The following is a 19,583-nucleotide window of genomic DNA, read 5'->3' as shown; positions in this document are numbered from 1 at the left end:
TTGTACTCAAATAATTAGGTAATACCATGACACGAGTTAATGACAAAGTCGTAGACCGCCTGATATCGGACTACGGATTCAAAGTAAGCGGCAACTGGCTACGCGAAGGCAGATGCCCAGATTGCAGCAAAAAATCTTTATTCACTCATTCCACCACGCCCCGCGTCGTCAAGTGTGGCCGTCTTAATAAATGCGGTATGGAGATCCACGTAAAGGATCTCTTTTCTGATCTATTCAAAGACTGGTCAGCGACTTATAAACAGACTGACATCAGCCCCAACGCCGCAGCCGATGCCTATCTTAATGAAGGCCGTGGTCTTAGCATCAAACCCATCAAAAGCAGCTATACCCAAGAGCAATACAGCAGCCGGGACCTTGGCATATCATCAGCTACCGTTCGCTTTACTTTACCAAACGGTGGATGGTGGGAGCGCATCATTGACCAAGCCGACCGCTTCCCGCGTAAGGCCAATATCAAATACGGCTATAACGTAAAAGGCTACTGGTGGTGGCATCCAAGCAACACCCAAATGCCAACTGAATTGTGGATAACAGAAGGTATTTTTGACGCTGCAGCATTAGCTGAGCATGGTATCGATGCCGTCAGCTCAATCAGTTGCAGCAACTTCCCAGAGCACAGCCTCTATGAGCTAAAGAGCCAATACGACAAGGCTAAGCGCACTCTGCCCAAATTGGTATGGGCGTATGACAATGACAAAGCGGGTAAAGACGGTATTCATCGCAGTGTAAAAGCCGCAACCGATATGGGCTTTGATTGTGTCGCAGCACAGCCCCCTTATGAAAAGCACCGTCAGCTGGACTGGAACGACTTACACGAGATGCAACGTCTATCACCAGAGCACATCGAAACCTATCGCTATTTCGGTAACTTATTGACAGCCAAGTCCGCAATAGAAGCCGCGGTCATCATGTACATGCACACCAAGCGCAGCAGCTTTTACTTTGAATATAACTACCGCACCTGGTGGTTCGAGCTGGATACCAAAGCCCTGTCTAGCTGTATTGGCGTCGAGAAGCATCAAGTCAGCACTTACTTAGAATCCGTCAGCGACTTAACCGACGTGGACGAGTCCATGCCAGAGTTTGTCAAAAGCTCAAGTACTGTCACTGAATTATGCAATGCCAAGCTTGAAGCCCTTTATTTCCAACGCAATGAGATTACAGACGAATCCTGGTACTTCATGCGAGTCAGCACGGTAAAAGGCGATGTCACCACCACCATCACCGGCGATCAGTTATCTAGTCCGTCCAAATTCAAGCCACGTTTGCTATCCGTTTATGCCGGTGTCTTTTGGACTGGCGCAGCTGGTCAGCTCGATATCATCATGCGTCACCAGACGGAAGCGCTCAAAGAAGTCAAAACCACCGACTTTATCGGCTACAGCAAAGAGCTTGGCGCGTATATCTTTAATAACGTTGCCGTCCACAAGGGCAAATCAGTCGCCATCAATGAACAGGACTATTTTAAATTAGGCCGACTAGAAGTGAAGTCATTGGCCAACTCCCCGGTTATGCAATTAAACACCAAAGACAAACCCAACTTTGACTGGTGGCCCAAGTTTAATAGCGTGCGCGGCAACTATGGCACGGTCGTCATGGCTTGGTGGCTAGGCACTTATTTTGCCGAGCAGATACGCGGCATCGATCGCAGCTATCCATTTTTTGAATTGGTCGGTCAAGCAGGCGCTGGTAAATCACGTCTACTAGAATTCTTATGGCGCTTATCAGGCCGTGAGGACTACGAAGGCTTTGACCCATCAAAAGCCACATCAGTGGCCATCTATCGTGAGTTTGCCCAAGTATCCAACATGCCCATCGCCCTTATCGAAGGCGACCGTAACGATGAAGACGGCAAAAAATCCTACTCAAAGTTTGAATGGGACCAACTAAAAGACGCCTTCAACGGTCGTTCAATCCGGAGTCGCGGCGTCAAGAATAACGGCAACGATACTTACTCACCGCCATTCCGCGCCGCCATCATGATTAGCCAAAACGAACCGATTCAAGCATCTGAAGCCATGCTGACTCGCTTATTGCATATACGCTTAACCCGTGAAGGTCAGACATTGGCAGGCAAACATATCGTCGATGAGCTCGACCGAATACCGCTAGAAGTCACCAGTCAATTCATGGTAAAAGCCATTCGTAATGAAGAAGCCATCTTAAAAACATATAGTGAAAAGGTGCGCATCTACGAAGCCTTTTATCATGCTGCTGGCATCACGCATACCCGTATTGCGCTCAATCATGCCCAGATAGCCGCGATGATAGATTGCTTGCATATGCACGTACTCAATGACGTTATGACCGATGCTCAAGCCAAAGACGCCAAAAGCACCTTGATTGAAATGTCACAACAGCGCGTGGCCAGACTGTCCAGCGATCATCCATTGGTCGAACAGTTCTGGGAGATTTATGAGTACATGGACACCTTGGCCCAGTGTGACATGAACCATTCCTCTGATAAAAAGCGGATAGCCATTAATCTACCGGCCTTTTATAAAATCGCGCAGCAAGAAGGACAGCGCCTACCAGAACAGACCGAGATGAAGCGCCTGCTTAGATCCAGCCGAAAGAATAAATTCATTGATTCAAACGTTGCCATATCTAGCACGGTTTATAGAGCCAAAACCGTTAAATGCTGGGTGTTTGAAAACGGAATGGAGGCGTAATGAGCATAGCAATAGACAACATGTTCTGCATCATGCGAGTTATCAATAGCAGTAACCAGCTAATGACAGCGGCGCAAATAGCAGACAAAACATTCCTCAACGTTCGTACGGTTCAACGTCATGCAATGCGACTAGCAAGTGAAGGCTTAGTCGACTTCAAACATAACGGCTACAAATACAGCTACATGAAACGAGGGCTAAAAGTATGACATGCAAATGTTTAACAGAATTACCTAAGCAGATTATGGCTCACTGTAACGACCAAGAACAGTATCAGGCTAAGCCAGTGTTAGAAGCATCTTTTAAAGACTTAGTATTTTCTCTAAAAGACGGCGAAATGACTATGGTTTTGAAGTCCGATATTAAGCTAAAAGAAAAAGGTCTTAAAAATCATAAAATTACAACTATCACTTTCACTTACTGTCCGTTCTGTGGTGTGAAGAATAGAGAGGACCACGACTAATGGACCTAAATAAACTAATGAAAATGGCGATGGAAAACGCCAAAAATCTAGCTGAACAACAAAAGATTCAAGAATTGGCCAATTCAAATACCTTGTTAATTATGGCAAAGACAATTAGTCGGTTGGTACCCAATCAACAGATTGAATCCGAACTACAAAAAAGCTTAGACGAAATCCGCGATTATTACTTCCAGAATGCTGACTATGAAGAAGATGAAGACGCAATTGAAGGGATAAGTGAATTAACCGGACTGGCCAAAAATATTGCCATCGATGTCTTAAAGATTGCTGACGATATGGAGACTGATTAATGAACCTAGTCCGCGCCCTATTTCCTTACGACCGTACCAGTCCTTTGCATTGGATAACCTTCGACATCGAGTCTGGTCAGATGATTGATTGCTCGATGCACCCAACGCACAAACAGCGCGAACTATATCAAAATAAACGCTACGAGATTAAAGGAGACAAGATAGTTATGCGCTGCCAAGTCGAAGTCTACAAAGAACGTAAGTACGAATCCATAACCGAAATCAAAATAGGAGAGCAACCCCATGAATGATCAAATCTCTTTTGGCCAACACAAGAAAAATCTAAATATTGCAAAAAGCGGTATGACAAAAACCTTAGCACCGCTAAACGAAAAGCTAGCGCCGCTAGATATGATGATATATCTCTGTAATGGTCAAACCATGCTGAATACGTTTGAAGCGTCTAGTAGAGCAGGGCTATCTATTTATATCGATGACAACGAGATCGAAACCATGATGTCTATGACAGACGATCAGTTAATAAAAAAGCTAAGGAGACAGTAACGATGGCTGACGACATCGACAGAGCAAATGACGTTGCTCAAGAAACAATAGACAGAATCATAGCGAAGGCCCCAAAGTTTGATGCGCCGTCACTGCCAGAATGTTTAGAGTGTGGCGAAGACATCCCCATTCAGCGACAAGCTTTTGGTGGCCGTAACTTATGTGTTGATTGCCAAACCGTGCTAGAGAAGCGAGGGAGGCAATGAAAACACTATTTTGGATGTTAATCACGGCATTCATGTCTTATAACGTTGGCAGCGTCATCGCGCACAATGTGGTAAAGACAGAATGTCAGCGCCTTGGAGAGTTCTATATCGGTCAAACTGTGTACGATTGCACCAAGACAGAGCCATCAAATAAGTAATAATCACAGCAAACTTACCCCAAAATTACCTTTATAAGGTAATAATTAATGCAAGGTAAATCAGGTGGTTAAAAAGAGATAATGGAGATCTAACCTCTATTACCTCTTTTTTTTACTACCGTAGTTTTACCGCTCGTTTACCGCTCACATAAAGAACGCATACGCGATATAACGCCACTCTTGACCTGAAATCAAAGGAGACCAAAATGTCCGCAGGCATAGAGCCGCTAAAGACCAGTATCCGCATTTGGTGGAAAGACAAGAATGGCCAGCGCGACCGCGAAACCATGTACGACACCCCGCCCACTGAAGCCAATCTTAAAAAAGCCGCAGCCATAGCGCAATCGATAGATACTCAAATAGAAATGGGTACGTTTGACCGAGATCAGACATTCCCCCACTCCCCTAAGCGCAAAGCCTCCTACTTTGGCCATTACTTGAATCAGTGGCAAACTACTGAACAATCATTAGTGTCCGAGTCCTCATGGATAACCTATCAAAGCAAAGTAAATAACCATATCAGTACCTATTGGACACACAAACAAATAGCCAAAATCACCGTCGAAGACGTTGAGGACTGGGTATATAAAGACTTAATAAAACAAAAGCAGCTCAGCTCAAACACGATTAAAGAGATCTTGGGCTTATGGCGCAAGATTTATGGCTACTGGTCACGTCATCAAAGCCAAGTAAATGACCCAACGCAGTATATAAAGCTAAATTTTAACGATCCAGACGACATATATCCCTTTAACAAAAGCGAAATACGTCTCATTATAGATAATGAACAGGACCAGGCACGTAAAAACCTATGGACAGTCATGATTTGGTCAGGTCTATCATCACATGAGCTGCTTGCATTAGCAGTGGCAGACTTAGATTTGGACAACGGTCACGCTCATATCCGCAGGGGCGTAGTAAAAGGGGCCTATCGAGTCACCAAAAACAGACGCCGCAAGCGCCAAGTCGAGCTATTGCCCATCGTTATTGACGCGCTACGCAGCCAAATCGAATTAGTAAAAGACTCACCGCTACAAACAGTCATGATTACAGAGCGCGATCACCGGACAGCACGCCCACACAACTTGCAGTTTCTTTGGCACAACCCAAACACCGGCACGCATCATACTTATGAGCAGCTGCGCCATCAATGGGCCGATTATTTAGAGAGTATCGAAGTAGATTACCGACCACTGAATAATGGCCGGCACACCTATGCCAGTCAGGTGCTGTCAACTGGCGTCGTCACGGCCGAATGGTTGGCCAACCAACTTGGCCATAGCAATACCGACATGATCCACAAACATTACGGCAAATTCATACCGCAAGACTCTGGCCATATCATAAAACTGCTAAATCACGCACTAGACCTATAACCCAGCCCACGGCAAAATAACCGGGGCTTTTGGCGTATCAACGCTGGAAGCCCTTTATTTATGGGCGCTCACAAAATCATTGATACGGTTTAGTGATAATTCCCAGCCCACACAGCAGCCCACACTATCAAACCATAACCAAATTACAGGCATTAAAAAAGCCTACACAAGGTAGGCTCTATAAGGGTTCCAACGTTTTTAGCTATCACCCGATATTTGGAGGAGACGGAGAGATTCGAACTCTCGAAGGGCTACGAACCCTTGTCGGTTTTCAAGACCGGTGCATTCAACCACTCTGCCACGTCTCCATTTGTGCATCATTATAGCGATCTCAAATAAGAATGCAAGGGCTAATGTAAAAAAACTAAATTATTTTATCGCTAACCGCTGTTTGCTGGCCTGTTGTTTACTAGAAGCGAGATGCAGACACATATCTAATAGCCGATTGGCATAACCCCATTCGTTATCATACCAGGCAAAAACCTTATACTGATTGCCCACCTGCATCAATTGCTGACCATCAATGATAAGTGATTCAGGCTGATGGATAAAGTCGCTTGAGACCAATGGCTCATCAGTATAAGCCATGATGTTGACCAAGTGTCCTTCACTGGCAGATTGTAGCGTATCTCTCATCGCCTCTATACTAACATCTGGCGTACTAAACACAAAGGTCACATCAATAGCAGCGACGTTAATAGTCGGTACCCGAATAGAATGACCATTAATTTTGCCGACCATCTTTGGTAGCACGCGTTCAGTGGCCGCAATACTGCTCGAAGTGGTAGGAATAATATTATATCCCGAGGCACGCGCCCGTCGTGGATCACGATGTGCTTGATCCAGCACGGTTTGGTCGGCAGTGACCGCATGGATTTCCGTCATCATCGCAGACTCTACCCCAAAAGCCTTATCAAGGGTATCAATCAGCGGCACCAACGCTTGCGTGGTACAAGAAACGCTAGAGATAATCGGAAGCTCATTGGTTAGCTCGTTGGTGTTAACGCCCATAACGATACAGGCATCCACGTCATCAAAGGGTGCAGCACCGATAATAACTTGCTGAGCGCCGGCTTCGATATGTAAATGAGCTTGATCGTAGGAGCGAAAATAACCGGTACATTCTAGCACTACATCGATGCCGAGCGTTTGCCACGGGAGCTTTTGCGGGTCTGCTTCTGAAAGCATACGTATACAGTAAGTATGATTATTCTTGGTCAAGCAAAGCTCAGTCTCATTATAGTCATTGACAGTGTCAACAACCAACTCCGCATTGACCCCAAGCCGACTTAAACGTCCGTGAGTGCTGTCAAATTTTAATAAGTGCAATAATATATCAGCTGGTGCTAGATCATTAATAGCAACCACATGAATGGCACGCCCAAGCACCTCAAAGCGTTCCAGCAGCGCGCGCAACACATTACGGCCAATACGCCCAAAGCCATTAATAGCAATTCTGAGTGGCTGTGTGTGCTCGCTAGTCGCATGGAACGCGGCTACTACCGCAGGATCAGACGTCAATTGATAAGTAGCGCTAGAAAAATCAGGCATAAAAGAGGGTCGCTATAAATGTAGGAACAAGGATATTCTGGCGTCATAGAGACAATGACCGCATGAGGTTAGGCGTGCTTATGTCATGCACGCCTTGCGATTTTTAATCATAAATGGCTGTAATAGGAGGCTGTTATGAGAATTTACGGAGTAATAAAAATCAGTGCCAAGCGAATAGTATTATAGTCGATGGTCTGCTTGAGATGCTCAAAAACGGGTCTTAGCTTGATGTTACCATCATCGTGAAAGTCGTTAGGATTATTAGCTACTTTGATAACCACATAGGCATTACCGACCGCGGTCATTACCGCATCATCAGGGCGCAGATGATCACAAGCGAGGCTTTGATCTTCGCTTTTCAGATCACTAATATGGCGCATAATAGTCGATTGTGCAAGCCCACGCGTTTGCGCAATTTCAGCAATGCTAAGACTTTCTTCCAACAGTAACCGTGTAGCAAGTAAGGTACTGGCCGACTTATCAGCGACTTGATTGCCTAATTTTTGCTTTTTATCTTGCTGCGCTTGCTGTTGTTCTCGGCGCTTTTTTTGTAGATTGGTATAGGCATCAATCACTGATTTACTGAGCGTACCGCCCGTTTTTAAAATAAACTTTTCGTGCGCTTGCTGCATGCTTTTTTCATCAAGCATCGCATAGTTGGCATCGGCTTCATCAGAAAGCTCTAGAAACCGTTTATCTGCTCCGCGTGCTAGTGGGTCAAGCTGTAAGCTCATATCATTCATGCCCAGCAGCTGTAAGCCTGCCAAAGATTTAAGCCGTGACAATGCCACATAGCCTTGGCCAAGCTCAAAAGTACGGGACAAATCAATTTCAGCGGCATCAAGGGTCATCCCTTGCGATTTATGAATAGTAATCGCCCAAGCCAAACATAAGGGTACTTGTAAATAGCTTGCCAGCACCTCCCCGCTTTCGTCTTCAATCATCCATTCTTCAGGCTCGGCGACTACTTCACGCCCTGAATTTAGCCGGACCACTGGCATTTTCTGGGGTGCTGGCTTTTTAGTTTTTGACTTCTCTTTTGTTTTAACATCAGTACCAGTATTATCGCTGGCGTCAGCCTTGTCATCAGCGCTTAGCTCATTCTTGTCTTCCTCGATTAAAGCATCACTTTTATCTTTACTGCTATCATCAACCTTTACAGCCGCAAAACCAATCAACTCGCCCATCGTGCCGTTAGAGACGCCAAGCTCAGTATTGTTTTTGATAAACATGACTTTCGCGCCGACTTTCAAGATAAGCTCATCTTGGGTACGCACGGTCTTTTTCAGCGTATCTACTAGCTTAGTATCGCCAGTTGCCGTCGCGTCAAATCGCTTCATCTCACCAGATAACGCTGCAAGCTCTTTATCATTGATCTTATTAACATTGAGATTATGGGTATATAGGCGAGTACGGTTAATATCAACGTTTTGATCGTAAGTGGCTTCTAAAGCCGCTATCGACTCAAAAGTCACATGCTGACACCGGATTTGATTCAAGATATCATCCAAATCAACACCGCCATTAGCCTCTTCACTGACCTGCCGATGCTGCTCACTCAAATAACAAATATGAAACTTTGCCTCCAGCCACGCCTCAGACATAAAAGCGAATTTTTCTCTATTACTCTCGCCCTTGCTGCCAATAGGCGGCAACTGAAAAAAATCTCCGGCAACCACCACTTGAATACCGCCAAATGCTGAGTCGTTCTTACGGACATGCTTGAGCACTTGGCTGACCAAGTTCAGCTGCTTGGCATGAAGCATGGATATCTCATCAATAATAAGTACAGCAGTATCTTTCAGTCTATCGGCTAAAAACTGTTTACGAGATAAATTGGTTAAATCGCGCTCGCTTAACTCATCTTTAATACCAATCCCCGACCAGCTATGAATAGTGGTGCCATTCATATGGGTGGCAGCAATTCCAGTACTGGCGGTCACTGCCACCGGAACTCGGCGAGCGCGCAAATAATTAATATATTGATTAAGAGTATAAGTCTTACCTGAACCTGCCGAGCCCGTCAAAAAGACGTTTTGACCTGTTTTCAAGATATCAAGAGCAGAAGATTGACGCATATATCCAAACCAACCAATAACATGAGAAAGGGAGAGAGCTGCTATTCAAAAAATTCAATGGGTAGCAGTGTAAATACAATGAACCATAAAGCAGTATGACTGTTTATAAGACAGCTGATTATAACAGCTGTACACGCTTTGCGAACCTATTTAACCATAGGATGACCAATAACTTAAATTTATGTATTAACTAATTTATTCTTATTAAAAGTCATTATAAGTCTGACTAAAAGCTCAGTACGATAGACAGACAGTACGAGAGATAGTCAAGATCAGGAAGATCAGGTAATCAACGTGTGAGCAGCCCTATTATATAGGGTTATTGAATTGTTTATAACATAGCTTACACGCTTATATTGCCTTATAAAACAACACAACAAGGAGTTATAAATGCTATACGCCTACCCTAACACTGAAAACAGTCCTGTACAGTTCCGCAAAAAATACGATAACTTTATTAATGGTGAGTGGGTAGCGCCAGTTGATGGCGAATACTTCGACAACTCAAGCCCTATCGATGGCAAAACCATCTGTCAGGTTGCGCGCTCTAAAGCCGCTGATATCGAAAAAGCGCTGGACGCCGCTCATGCTGCCAAAGAAGCTTGGGGCAAAACCAGTGTCACTGAACGCTCCAAAATGTTGCTCAATCTTGCCGATGGTATCGAAGCCAACCTTGAAAAGATCGCTATTGCCGAGTGCTATGAGAACGGTAAACCAGTGCGCGAAACCCTTGCCGCTGATATTCCAATAGCAATTGACCATTTGCGTTACTTCGCTGGGGTGATTCGCGCGCAAGAAGGCGGTATCAGCCAAATTGATGAAGATACGGTCGCCTATCATTTTCATGAGCCACTGGGCGTCGTCGGACAAATCATTCCTTGGAACTTCCCTATTCTAATGGCAATCTGGAAAATTGCTCCTGCCCTTGCAGCGGGTAACTGTGTCATCCTCAAGCCTGCCGAGCAAACCCCCGCTTCTGTTTTGTACATGCTTGACTTGATAGGCGCAGCCGACATTCTACCTAAAGGCGTCCTTAACGTCGTTAACGGTTTCGGTGTTGAAGCCGGCAAGCCAATCGCTTCCAATCCACGCATTGATAAAGTTTCCTTTACTGGTGAGACCACAACCGGTCGCTTGATTATGCAATACGCTAGTGAAAATATCATTCCAGTGACTTTAGAGCTTGGTGGTAAAAGTCCAAACATCTTCTTTGCTGATGTGATGGATGAAGACGACGACTTCTTAGATAAAGCGGTTGAAGGCTTGGTCATGTTTGCGCTGAACCAAGGTGAGGTCTGTACTTGCCCGTCACGCGCCCTCGTTCACGAAAGCATCTATGATGAATTTATGAAACGCTGTATCGCCCGCGTTAAAGCCATCAAAATGGGCAACCCACTCGATACAGATACCATGATCGGTGCACAAGCCAGCTCGGATCAGCTAGAGAAAATTCTTTCTTATCTCGATATTGGTAAAAAAGAAGGCGCCAAAGTCCTTGTTGGTGGTGAAATAGCCAAACATGATGGCGACATGGCGGACGGTTACTATGTACAGCCGACCATCTTTGAAGGCACGAATGATATGCGCGTGTTCCAAGAAGAAATCTTCGGTCCAGTGCTTGCCGTCACTACCTTTAAAGACGATGAAGATGCTATGACTATCGCTAATGACACCTTATACGGTCTTGGTGCTGGAGTATGGACGCGTAATGGCACTCGCGCTTATCGTTTCGGTCGTGGTATTAAAGCGGGTCGCGTTTGGACTAACTGCTATCACCTCTATCCTGCACATTCAGCGTTTGGTGGTTATAAGCAGTCTGGTATTGGCCGCGAAAACCATTTAATGATGCTAGATCATTATCAGCAAACCAAAAATATGCTGGTTTCTTATAGTCCTAAAGCCATGGGTTTCTTCTAGATCGTTAACTGCCAACGCTTCATTTACAAAGTCGTGGATTCATAGAGTAGATACTTTTTTCACATTGGGATCGAAGATAAATGACTGGGAAATATTATCATGAGTAATAAAATGAAAGCCGCTGTTTTACATGAGTTTGGTCACCCTTTACAGATTGAAGAAGTTGATATCCCGACGCCAGGTGCTGGCGAGATTGTCGTCAAGATGCAAGCATCAGGTGTTTGTCATACCGACTTACATGCTATCGAAGGGGACTGGCCGGTAAAACCTAGCCCACCGTTTATTCCTGGACACGAAGGCGTAGGGCTGATAACGGCAGTTGGTGAAGGCGTCACCCACGTCAAAGAAGGCGACCGTGTTGGGGTTCCTTGGCTGTACTCTGCCTGTGGTCACTGTACCCATTGTTTAGGTGGTTGGGAGACCTTATGTGAGCGTCAACAAAACTCTGGCTATTCGGTTAACGGCAGTTTTGCAGAATATGTTCTAGCCGATGCCAACTATGTCGGCATTATCCCTGATAATGTTGACTCCATTGAAATTGCTCCCGTTCTGTGTGCAGGTGTCACTGTATATAAAGGTCTTAAAATGACCGACACCAAGCCAGGCGATTGGGTCGTTATTTCAGGCATCGGCGGACTGGGTCATATGGCCGTTCAATATGCCATTGCGATGGGTCTTAACGTTGCTGCTGTCGATATTGATGATGAGAAGCTTGAATTTGCTAAAAAGTTAGGCGCTACTGTCACTGTTAATGCTAAAAACACCGATCCTGGTAAGTATCTGAAAAAAGAGATTGGTGGTGCTCATGGTGTGCTAGTGACCGCTGTGTCCTCTAAGGCATTTGATCAAGCACTGAGTATGGTAAGACGTGGTGGTACCGTGGTCTTTAATGGTCTACCAACAGGTGATTTTCCAGTATCGATTTTTGATACCGTTCTGAACGGTATCACTATACGTGGCTCAATCGTTGGTACGCGTCTTGACTTACAAGAGTCGTTAAATATGGCAGCAGCAGGCAAAGTAAAAGCCACCGTTGCCGCTGAACCACTTGAAAATATCAATGATATCTTTGAGCGTATGCGTGCTGGAAAAATCGAAGGCCGCATTGTAATTGACTATAATATGTAGCTATATGATAGCTTGATGATTAACGTGTTTAGTCATCAATAATGGGTCGTATCATTTTCAGCCACATGCTACTAATAATGTGATTGATAGTGACACGACCTTTTCTCTTTTATATAGAATACTTATTTCTAATAAAATAACAATTTTAACGATAAGGAATATTACATGAAACTTGCCGCTACAGAATCTTGTAAAGAACTGATCGAACTATTAAAATCCAAGCACGGCGATTTGATGTTTCATCTATCAGGAGGTTGCTGTGATGGTAGCTCACCGATGTGTTATCCATTAGGCGAATTTAAGGTGGGTGGTCAAGACGTGCTGATTGGTGAACTTGCTGGTTGTCCTTTTTATATGGGTAAACCGCAATATAAGTTATGGCAACATACGGATTTAACGATTGATGTGGTCAACGGTCGCGGTGCGAGCTTTTCGCTAGAAATACCAGAAGGCAAACGTTTTATGGTGCGTTCTGAGGTTTGTGCGGTTGAAGGTGATACTGAATCTGCTAAATAATTAAACTATTATATAGTAACTTGTTATTAGCTAATATCCACCACTCCACGACACTTTGGAAACTGTGTGCAGCCAGTAGCAAATGCTTTATCAATTATTTGCTAGCTATTGCCTAAGTTTGTTAATGCTAAATATTTCCACAACATATAACTTTAATAATACACGATAACCAAATAGGTGTAGTACGCTATAGAGTCGTTACTCGCTGTAAAAAGCTAGCCAAATTTTCATATAGTTTCATGAAGATCGCCCTTTGGATTATAAGAATGAATACACCTGCTGCCTCTTTAGTCAAAATAACGCTGAGTACCTGTTTATTAATATCATTACCGGTAATGAGTTTAGCCTCCACCAACACCCCGCAAAAATGGAAGATGGATGTGCCAAAAACCAACGTAGACTTTAAAGTGGCCTATTTAGGAAATGGCACCATTGAAGGTCAGTTTAATAAAGTTAACGGTTCAATTAATTACGATATGAAGAATCCAACTGGCACTACAATAAATTTTACCGTCAATACCAATAGTATAGATGCAGGTGGCAATCTACGGAATGCTCTTTTGCGCCGAAAAGAGCTACTTAATACTGCGCAGTATCCTACTATGACTTTTGTATCAAAAAAAGTTAAAATGATTAATCCTAAAGAGGCGAACGTAACCGGTAACTTTACTGTCTTGGGTCAAACCAAACCTTTAACCGTTAAAGTGACGCTAGCAAATATCGGAAATGACCCTGTCACTCTAAAACCTACTTTAAAGTTTAGAGCGACTGGCATGATTGATAGGCATACTTATGGGGTGACGGCTTTTCCAAACATAGTCGGTAATATGATACCGCTTGAAATATCGGGCAAACTTATTGCTGCTAATTAAGGTTAGAAAAGCTTAAAAAAAAGAGTTGCTAGATAACCTAGCAACTCTTTTTTAATTCAAACTATTAGAACCTCTTAAACCAAACTCTTCACCGCATCAACTACCGCTTCAGTGGTAATACCAAACTCTTTATACAAGTCACTAGCAGGGGCAGACTCGCCATAAGTGGTCATGCCTATTACCTTGCCGTCAAGACCTACGAACTTGTACCAGTAATCTACATGTGCCGCTTCCACCGCTACGCGTGCGCGGATATTGGCCGGCAATACGGCTTCACGATAGCTAGCATCTTGCTCGCTAAAGATTTCAGCACATGGCATAGATACCACACGCACGCTAACGCCATTTTCACTTAAGGTTTCATACGCTTGCATAGCAAGACCGACTTCAGAACCAGTAGCAATGATGATAGCTTGTAATCCTTTATCACCAACCCTTTGCTCTTTAGCTAATACATAACCACCTTTGGTGATGTTTGCTACTTGCTCAGCATCTCGCTGCTGATGTGGCAAGCTTTGACGACTAAAGATAAGCGCTGATGGGTTATTTTCTGATTTGATGGCTTCAACCCAAGCGCTGGCAGATTCTGTTGCATCACAAGGACGCCATGTGCGTAGATTGGGTGTGGTACGTAAACTGGTTAATTGCTCAACTGGCTGATGCGTAGGACCATCTTCCCCAAGACCGATCGAGTCATGAGTATAGACATGGATAATACGCTGCTTCATCAATGCACCCATACGGACGGCGTTACGTGCGTATTCCATGAACATCAGGAAAGTTGCTACGTAAGGGATAAAGCCGCCGTGTAGCGCGATACCATTAGCAATCGCAGTCATACCAAATTCACGCACACCATAATAGATATAGTTGCCTGCGGCGTCGTCTTGGATGCCTATAGCGTCCTTAAATAGCGTTAAGTTCGAGCCGGCTAAATCCGCTGAACCGCCCATGAGTTCTGGCAATAATGGCTGTAAGGTATTAATCGCGTTTTGACTGGCTTTACGACTGGCAACATCACCGCCTTGTTCTTGGCACTGTTGAATATAGTCTTGCGCTTGCTTATCAAAGTCAGCTGGTAAATCGCCATCTAAACGGCGAACCAATTCAGCAGCTAATTCTGGATAAGCTTTTTTATAAGCTTCAAAATCTGCTTGCCAGTTCTTTTGTAACACATCGCCTTTTGGCTTGCCATCCCACGCTTGATAAATCTCTTCATCTAACTCAAACGGCGCATGTTTCCATGATAAGGCGTCACGGGTTAAAGCGATTTCGTCGTCACCCAATGGCGCACCATGGCTAGAAGCTAAGCCTTGCTTATTCGGGCTACCAGCGCCAATAGTAGTTTTACAAATAATGAGGCTAGGTTTAGTGTTCTCTTTGATCGCTGCTGCTGTCGCTTCGGTAATGGCATTGGTATCATGACCATCAATTTTTATAACGTGCCAGCCATAAGCTTCAAAACGTGCTTGCGTATCATCAGTGAACCAGCCTTCAACATCACCATCGATAGAGATGCCATTGCCATCATAAAAGAAGACTAGTTTACCCAGTCCCAATGTGCCAGCCAATGAGCAAACTTCGTGACTGATACCTTCCATCAAGCAACCATCGCCCAAGAACGCATAAGTATGATGGTCAACGATATTATGACCGTCACGATTAAACTGTGCGGCTAGCGTTTTTTCTGCAATAGCAAAACCAACGGCATTGGCAATACCTTGGCCTAATGGACCGGTAGTGGTTTCAATACCTGGGGTATAACCAAGCTCAGGGTGGCCAGGCGTCTTTGAATGCAGTTGACGGAAGCCTTTTAGGTCATCAACACTAACGTCATAGCCAGATAAATGTAGCAATGAATAAATAAGCATTGAGCCATGGCCGTTTGATAGTACAAAACGGTCACGGTTATACCAGTTGGGATCGGCAGGATTGTGCTTTAAAAATTTGCGCCACAGCACTTCAGCAATATCGGCCATGCCCATCGGCGCGCCAGGGTGACCAGAATTGGCTTTTTGAACCGCATCAAACGACAGTACGCGGATGGCATTGGCTAATTTACGTTCGCTAATTGGAGCAGGCATAGAGTGTCCTAATATTCGAATGAGAGGTATTGAAGATAAGAGGAGAGTTTACTCGAGGATAAGCCAATAAGGACGAGAAATACGCCCTTAAATAATAGGCTGTAAAATTAAAGCGTAATCTTACCATAGTTGGCCTAAGCCACGCCAAAAAATGGCATGACAAGACCGTTAGTATTTAACAATGATTCATATTAGTTTTGCCAAATTAGCGTTAATTATAAGCCACTAATCGTTAATTCAAAATACTTATTTAAGCCGACTTAAGCCAAAATAGTTTCTGCACCGCCCATAAACGGACGCAATACTTCTGGAATGGTAATGCTACCATCCGCGTTTTGATTATTTTCCATCACGGCAAGCAAGGTGCGTCCGACTGCCAACCCTGAACCGTTTAAGGTATGCGCAAGGCTGGTCTGCTTACCATTTTTGACTCGCGTGCCCATACGACGGGCTTGAAAGTCACCACAGTTTGAACAGCTTGAGATTTCACGATAAGTATCTTGGCTAGGCAACCATACTTCAATGTCATAAGTCTTTTGCGCGGCAAATCCCATATCACCCGTACATAGCTGTACCACTCGATACGGCAAATTAAGCTGCTGGAGGATATCTTCCGCTTGTCCGGTCATTGCCTCAAGTAACGCATCAGATTGGTCAGCTGTGGCTATATTGACCATCTCAACTTTTTCAAACTGATGCTGGCGAATCAGACCACGGGTATCACGACCATACGAGCCAGCTTCACTACGAAAACAGGGCGTATGCGCGGTGAACTTTAAGGGTAGCTCACTGATGTCTAAGCGCTCACCACGTACCAAGTTAGTCATTGGCACTTCAGCGGTAGGAATCAAATAAAAATCCATGTCATCATTATTAGTATGATTGCTTAGCTTAAACAAATCATCTTCAAATTTAGGCAGCTGACCTGTGCCTTTTAAACTGTCCGAATTAACAATATAAGGCACATAAGTCTCAAGATAGCCATATTTCATGGTATGAGTGTTGAGCATAAACTGAATCAGCGCCCGATGCATCTGTGCCAATGGCCCTTTAAGGACGTTAAAACGGCTGCCTGTAATCTTGACTGCTACTTCAAAATCTAACATACCCAAGGTCTCACCGATATGAGTATGATCTTGAATCTCAAAGTCAAACTCACGCGGCGTGCCCCACTGGCGTACTTCTACATTGTCATCTTCTGACTCTCCAACAGGCACATCAGCTGCGGGAATATTAGGAATTTGTACTGCCGCTTGGGTAATACGCTCTTGCAAGCTGCGCAGATCATCTTCGGCGGTTTTAATCTCACCGCTCACACTCTGCATTTCAGCTAATAACTCGCTGGCATCTTCACCTGATTTTTTGAGCGCGCCCACTTGCTTGGCCCCTGCGTTACGACGCGACTGCAACTCTTCGGTCTGTACTTGTAACGATTTACGCTCGTTTTCGATGGTTTGCCAAAAATCCATATCCAGTGCATAGCCACGGGTGGCCAATTGCTGTTGTAAATCGTGTAAGTCGCCGCGTAAGAGTTTCGGATCGATCATAATATTTGCCTGTAACGCTGAGAGTGAATAGAAAGTTGATAAAGAAAAATTATTAGAATAAACAAATAATAAAGCAAAAATTAACTTTATAAAATCGTCATACCATTATATCTGTTATGCACGTTATGATGACACTTGTTAGACGCTATGATACCAAGACCCAGCAGTTTTGACCACGTTTTCGCTTATTATCGTAATAGCTTATAGCATGTTGAGTCGCCATAATTTCACATCATCCTTTTCATATTTTAAGGGAACAATTAAAGGCAATCTGCATCAGATAAGACTATTATCACTATTGATATCAATCTAACGCTCAGTAGATAGGCTTATATGTTTCTTTTGGAGGCACTTTTCGGTAAGATAAGGCATAACTTTGCTCCCTTATATTTGCGGACGGTGTTGACCTCGCTTGCCATACACCTTTATATCCTGAACTCAGCTTTCTTATAACGCTTTTATATTGGAATAAATATACCTATCCACTTCCAGCCCAGTAAGACCGTGGCTAACCCGAGTATTTGAGAAACCTTTATGGCCCTGTACCCCTACACGCTACAACCTATCGCCTTAAACCTGACCGAGGCTGAATTTCACCAAGCGCAATTTGAGCTATTTTCCAGTGCCAGCCCCTCTTTTGGTCTGTCAAGCATCAAAACCAAAGAATGGATCATCATGGCGATAGTAGTGATACTGGCGATTGCAGGACTGGTATTTGTAACGGGCTACTCGACGATTATTTTTTGGGTGATGCTAGTTTCTGCGGCGATTTATCTACTCGTTCGTACCCTTGGCTTTAAATGGTATGTCAAAAGAGAGTTTGAAAAACAAGTGGCTGACCAAGAAATGCCGGATGAAATGCGTCAGATGAAGCTGGGTGTCCAAAAGCATGGATTGGTCATGGCAATGCCAAACAATCAATCTGACTCGACGAAAAATTCACAAATGCGCGGTATGCAAATGCGTGCAGGCTCGACGCAGCAAGCGATAATTCCATGGACTGCGATCAAAAGCTGGGATGAGACTGACGACTATATCTTCATGATGTTTGAAATGAAAGGCCAACAAGGCAGTCAAATCGTGCCCAAACGCTTGAAAGCCCAAAAATTCCCTATTGATACGGTACGCCAACATTTAGAAGAAGTGATTCCAGTAAAGGGCTTACAAACTGAAAACTTACAGCCACCCGCTTAATAGCCTATAGTTTTAAATTATGCGTGGTTTGCTGGTCTATCATTGGTTTTACAAAACACAATACGTGTTTTTATTTAATTAAATTAACTTATCATCGATAGCTTGCTATTATAGTAAGCATCAGAGGTAAGGCAACTTACCCGCTATTTTTATACTCACACTTTTTTTACACTCACATTTTATAATAAAACTACAAGGACAACATTATGAGTAACGCAACAGATAATGACAGCACCAATCAAATCGGTTTAGAAAGAGCAGATATGAGCCAAGTAATTGCAAAGCTTAACAGTCTTTTGTCTAGCTATCACACCTTCTATATCAACGTACGCGGCTATCACTGGAACGTAAAAGGTGAGCACTTCTTCACCTTACACCCTAAGTTTGAAGAGCTGTACACCGCACTACAATTACAGATTGACGAAATTGCAGAACGTGTCTTAACCTTAGGTGGCACGCCACTCCATGCTTACAGTGATTTTTCTCAGCATACTGGTATCGCTGAAGACAAGAACGTTAAAGATGGCACAACTTGTGTGAAAGGCGTAGTAACAGGTCTACAAGCCCTTATCGAAGAGCAGCGTAAAATATCCGCGCTAGCAGCAGATAGTGATGACCAAGGATCAGCAGATCTGGTCGATGCTTATGTGCAAGAGCAAGAAAAACTGGTTTGGATGTATAACGCCTTTTTAGGTTAATAATGGTTGGGTTAATAGTCGCTTGACTAAAAAGCCAAGGGTAATTAAATAGAACTAGAAATAATGAAAAAGCACCCAATCGGGTGCTTTTTTATGGTTTGAATGTCGCTGGAACCAGAGCCACTAAAATACAGTCATTAAAATACAGGCACTAAAATAAGGTGGTGTATCAAAAAGTATGCTGAGTAAATAAAGGAGGGGTGCCAGCCAAAGCAAAGATGCTATATTTGAGGTTATGAAGACACAAATAGAGATTAATTGCCCCGACTGCCACAGTCCTAGTCTTT

General features: G+C 44.0%; 19 protein-coding genes and 1 tRNA gene. 15 read left to right on the top strand and 5 right to left on the bottom strand.

The window, feature by feature from the left end:
* Window positions 1–26 precede the first annotated feature (26 nt).
* The 9 genes from JMX97_RS05870 to JMX97_RS05830 all read left to right on the top strand — a co-directional run bounded on the left by JMX97_RS05870 (window position 27) and on the right by JMX97_RS05830 (window position 5,711).
* The gene (locus JMX97_RS05870) at window positions 27–2,693 is read left to right on the top strand and encodes a toprim domain-containing protein (RefSeq protein WP_201556256.1); all 2,667 of its coding nucleotides are present in this window, start codon (window positions 27–29) and stop codon (window positions 2,691–2,693) included.
* Window positions 2,693–2,902, top strand: a complete 210-nt coding sequence (locus tag JMX97_RS05865) for a hypothetical protein (RefSeq protein WP_201556255.1) — start codon at window positions 2,693–2,695, stop codon at window positions 2,900–2,902. The genes JMX97_RS05870 and JMX97_RS05865 overlap by 1 nt, the downstream gene beginning before the upstream one ends.
* 35 nt (window positions 2,903–2,937) lie before the next feature.
* The gene (locus JMX97_RS05860) at window positions 2,938–3,156 is read left to right on the top strand and encodes a hypothetical protein (RefSeq protein WP_201556254.1); all 219 of its coding nucleotides are present in this window, start codon (window positions 2,938–2,940) and stop codon (window positions 3,154–3,156) included.
* Window positions 3,156–3,467 carry a hypothetical protein gene (locus JMX97_RS05855; protein WP_201556253.1) on the top strand — a complete coding sequence of 104 codons (312 nt, stop codon included), beginning with the start codon at window positions 3,156–3,158 and terminating at the stop codon, window positions 3,465–3,467. The genes JMX97_RS05860 and JMX97_RS05855 overlap by 1 nt, the downstream gene beginning before the upstream one ends.
* The gene (locus tag JMX97_RS05850; RefSeq protein WP_201556252.1) at window positions 3,467–3,718 is read left to right on the top strand and encodes a hypothetical protein; all 252 of its coding nucleotides are present in this window, start codon (window positions 3,467–3,469) and stop codon (window positions 3,716–3,718) included. Before JMX97_RS05855 ends, JMX97_RS05850 begins: the two co-directional genes overlap by 1 nt.
* On the top strand, window positions 3,711–3,971 hold the full coding sequence (locus JMX97_RS05845) for a hypothetical protein (RefSeq protein ID WP_201556251.1): 261 nt from the start codon (window positions 3,711–3,713) through the stop codon (window positions 3,969–3,971). The genes JMX97_RS05850 and JMX97_RS05845 overlap by 8 nt, the downstream gene beginning before the upstream one ends.
* A gap of 2 nt (window positions 3,972–3,973) precedes the next feature.
* Entirely contained in the window at window positions 3,974–4,177 is a 204-nt protein-coding gene (locus JMX97_RS05840) for a TraR/DksA C4-type zinc finger protein (protein ID WP_201556250.1), read from the top strand.
* A complete protein-coding gene (locus JMX97_RS05835) occupies window positions 4,174–4,335 on the top strand; it encodes a hypothetical protein (RefSeq protein ID WP_201556299.1) in 162 nt (53 codons plus the stop codon). Before JMX97_RS05840 ends, JMX97_RS05835 begins: the two co-directional genes overlap by 4 nt.
* A gap of 206 nt (window positions 4,336–4,541) precedes the next feature.
* Complete coding sequence (locus tag JMX97_RS05830) at window positions 4,542–5,711, top strand: Arm DNA-binding domain-containing protein (RefSeq protein ID WP_201556249.1); 1,170 nt, start codon at window positions 4,542–4,544, stop codon at window positions 5,709–5,711.
* 217 nt (window positions 5,712–5,928) lie between these two features.
* Here JMX97_RS05830 and JMX97_RS05825 read toward each other — a convergent pair.
* From JMX97_RS05825 to JMX97_RS05815, 3 genes are all read right to left on the bottom strand, one after another.
* Window positions 5,929–6,019 (bottom strand) — tRNA-Ser (locus JMX97_RS05825).
* Between the two features lie 61 nt (window positions 6,020–6,080).
* A complete protein-coding gene (locus JMX97_RS05820; protein ID WP_201556248.1) occupies window positions 6,081–7,262 on the bottom strand; it encodes a type I glyceraldehyde-3-phosphate dehydrogenase in 1,182 nt (393 codons plus the stop codon).
* Window positions 7,263–7,405: 143 nt separating this feature from the next.
* Window positions 7,406–9,340, bottom strand: a complete 1,935-nt coding sequence (locus JMX97_RS05815) for an AAA family ATPase (RefSeq protein WP_201556247.1) — start codon at window positions 9,338–9,340, stop codon at window positions 7,406–7,408.
* Between the two features lie 390 nt (window positions 9,341–9,730).
* On the opposite strand from JMX97_RS05815, the gene JMX97_RS05810 reads away from it, so the two are divergent.
* From JMX97_RS05810 to JMX97_RS05795, 4 genes are all read left to right on the top strand, one after another.
* Window positions 9,731–11,257 carry an aldehyde dehydrogenase family protein gene (locus JMX97_RS05810; RefSeq protein ID WP_201556246.1) on the top strand — a complete coding sequence of 509 codons (1,527 nt, stop codon included), beginning with the start codon at window positions 9,731–9,733 and terminating at the stop codon, window positions 11,255–11,257.
* A gap of 99 nt (window positions 11,258–11,356) precedes the next feature.
* Complete coding sequence (gene adhP / locus JMX97_RS05805) at window positions 11,357–12,385, top strand: alcohol dehydrogenase AdhP (protein ID WP_201556245.1); 1,029 nt, start codon at window positions 11,357–11,359, stop codon at window positions 12,383–12,385.
* Window positions 12,386–12,550: 165 nt separating this feature from the next.
* Entirely contained in the window at window positions 12,551–12,901 is a 351-nt protein-coding gene (locus JMX97_RS05800; protein ID WP_201556244.1) for a DUF779 domain-containing protein, read from the top strand.
* Between the two features lie 266 nt (window positions 12,902–13,167).
* Entirely contained in the window at window positions 13,168–13,773 is a 606-nt protein-coding gene (locus JMX97_RS05795; RefSeq protein ID WP_201556243.1) for a YceI family protein, read from the top strand.
* A 74-nt stretch (window positions 13,774–13,847) separates the two neighbouring features.
* On the opposite strand, the gene tkt is transcribed toward JMX97_RS05795, so the two are convergent.
* Both tkt and serS read right to left on the bottom strand, forming a co-directional pair.
* Complete coding sequence (tkt, locus tag JMX97_RS05790) at window positions 13,848–15,857, bottom strand: transketolase (RefSeq protein WP_201556242.1); 2,010 nt, start codon at window positions 15,855–15,857, stop codon at window positions 13,848–13,850.
* A 260-nt stretch (window positions 15,858–16,117) separates the two neighbouring features.
* Window positions 16,118–17,404: a serine--tRNA ligase gene (gene serS, locus JMX97_RS05785; protein ID WP_201556241.1), complete on the bottom strand. Its 1,287-nt coding sequence runs from the start codon at window positions 17,402–17,404 to the stop codon at window positions 16,118–16,120.
* Between the two features lie 534 nt (window positions 17,405–17,938).
* Between serS and JMX97_RS05780 the strand changes: the two genes are divergently transcribed.
* Together JMX97_RS05780 and JMX97_RS05775 are read left to right on the top strand one after the other, a co-directional pair.
* Entirely contained in the window at window positions 17,939–18,598 is a 660-nt protein-coding gene (locus JMX97_RS05780) for a YcxB family protein (protein WP_201556240.1), read from the top strand.
* A gap of 206 nt (window positions 18,599–18,804) precedes the next feature.
* Window positions 18,805–19,296 carry a Dps family protein gene (locus JMX97_RS05775; RefSeq protein ID WP_201556239.1) on the top strand — a complete coding sequence of 164 codons (492 nt, stop codon included), beginning with the start codon at window positions 18,805–18,807 and terminating at the stop codon, window positions 19,294–19,296.
* Window positions 19,297–19,583: the final 287 nt, after the last annotated feature.

The sequence above is a fragment of the Psychrobacter sp. 72-O-c genome (assembly GCF_904846605.1).
Taxonomy (GTDB): Bacteria; Pseudomonadota; Gammaproteobacteria; order Pseudomonadales; family Moraxellaceae; genus Psychrobacter.
The sequence above is the reverse complement of the archived record's forward strand: the minus strand, read 5'-3'. Positions and strand labels throughout refer to the sequence as shown.

Excerpts from the sequence above, each read along its gene's own strand:
- JMX97_RS05870 (WP_201556256.1), top strand. The coding sequence starts at position 27 with ATGACACGAGTTAATGACAAAGTCGTAGACCGCCTGATATCGGACTAC.
- JMX97_RS05865 (WP_201556255.1), top strand. The coding sequence starts at position 2,693 with ATGAGCATAGCAATAGACAACATGTTCTGCATCATGCGAGTTATCAAT.
- JMX97_RS05860 (WP_201556254.1), top strand. The coding sequence starts at position 2,938 with ATGGCTCACTGTAACGACCAAGAACAGTATCAGGCTAAGCCAGTGTTA.
- JMX97_RS05855 (WP_201556253.1), top strand. The coding sequence starts at position 3,156 with ATGGACCTAAATAAACTAATGAAAATGGCGATGGAAAACGCCAAAAAT.
- JMX97_RS05850 (WP_201556252.1), top strand. The coding sequence starts at position 3,467 with ATGAACCTAGTCCGCGCCCTATTTCCTTACGACCGTACCAGTCCTTTG.
- JMX97_RS05845 (WP_201556251.1), top strand. The coding sequence starts at position 3,711 with ATGAATGATCAAATCTCTTTTGGCCAACACAAGAAAAATCTAAATATT.
- JMX97_RS05840 (WP_201556250.1), top strand. The coding sequence starts at position 3,974 with ATGGCTGACGACATCGACAGAGCAAATGACGTTGCTCAAGAAACAATA.
- JMX97_RS05835 (WP_201556299.1), top strand. The coding sequence starts at position 4,174 with ATGAAAACACTATTTTGGATGTTAATCACGGCATTCATGTCTTATAAC.
- JMX97_RS05830 (WP_201556249.1), top strand. The coding sequence starts at position 4,542 with ATGTCCGCAGGCATAGAGCCGCTAAAGACCAGTATCCGCATTTGGTGG.
- JMX97_RS05820 (WP_201556248.1), bottom strand. The coding sequence starts at position 7,262 with ATGCCTGATTTTTCTAGCGCTACTTATCAATTGACGTCTGATCCTGCG.
- JMX97_RS05815 (WP_201556247.1), bottom strand. The coding sequence starts at position 9,340 with ATGCGTCAATCTTCTGCTCTTGATATCTTGAAAACAGGTCAAAACGTC.
- JMX97_RS05810 (WP_201556246.1), top strand. The coding sequence starts at position 9,731 with ATGCTATACGCCTACCCTAACACTGAAAACAGTCCTGTACAGTTCCGC.
- adhP (WP_201556245.1), top strand. The coding sequence starts at position 11,357 with ATGAGTAATAAAATGAAAGCCGCTGTTTTACATGAGTTTGGTCACCCT.
- JMX97_RS05800 (WP_201556244.1), top strand. The coding sequence starts at position 12,551 with ATGAAACTTGCCGCTACAGAATCTTGTAAAGAACTGATCGAACTATTA.
- JMX97_RS05795 (WP_201556243.1), top strand. The coding sequence starts at position 13,168 with ATGAATACACCTGCTGCCTCTTTAGTCAAAATAACGCTGAGTACCTGT.
- tkt (WP_201556242.1), bottom strand. The coding sequence starts at position 15,857 with ATGCCTGCTCCAATTAGCGAACGTAAATTAGCCAATGCCATCCGCGTA.
- serS (WP_201556241.1), bottom strand. The coding sequence starts at position 17,404 with ATGATCGATCCGAAACTCTTACGCGGCGACTTACACGATTTACAACAG.
- JMX97_RS05780 (WP_201556240.1), top strand. The coding sequence starts at position 17,939 with ATGGCCCTGTACCCCTACACGCTACAACCTATCGCCTTAAACCTGACC.
- JMX97_RS05775 (WP_201556239.1), top strand. The coding sequence starts at position 18,805 with ATGAGTAACGCAACAGATAATGACAGCACCAATCAAATCGGTTTAGAA.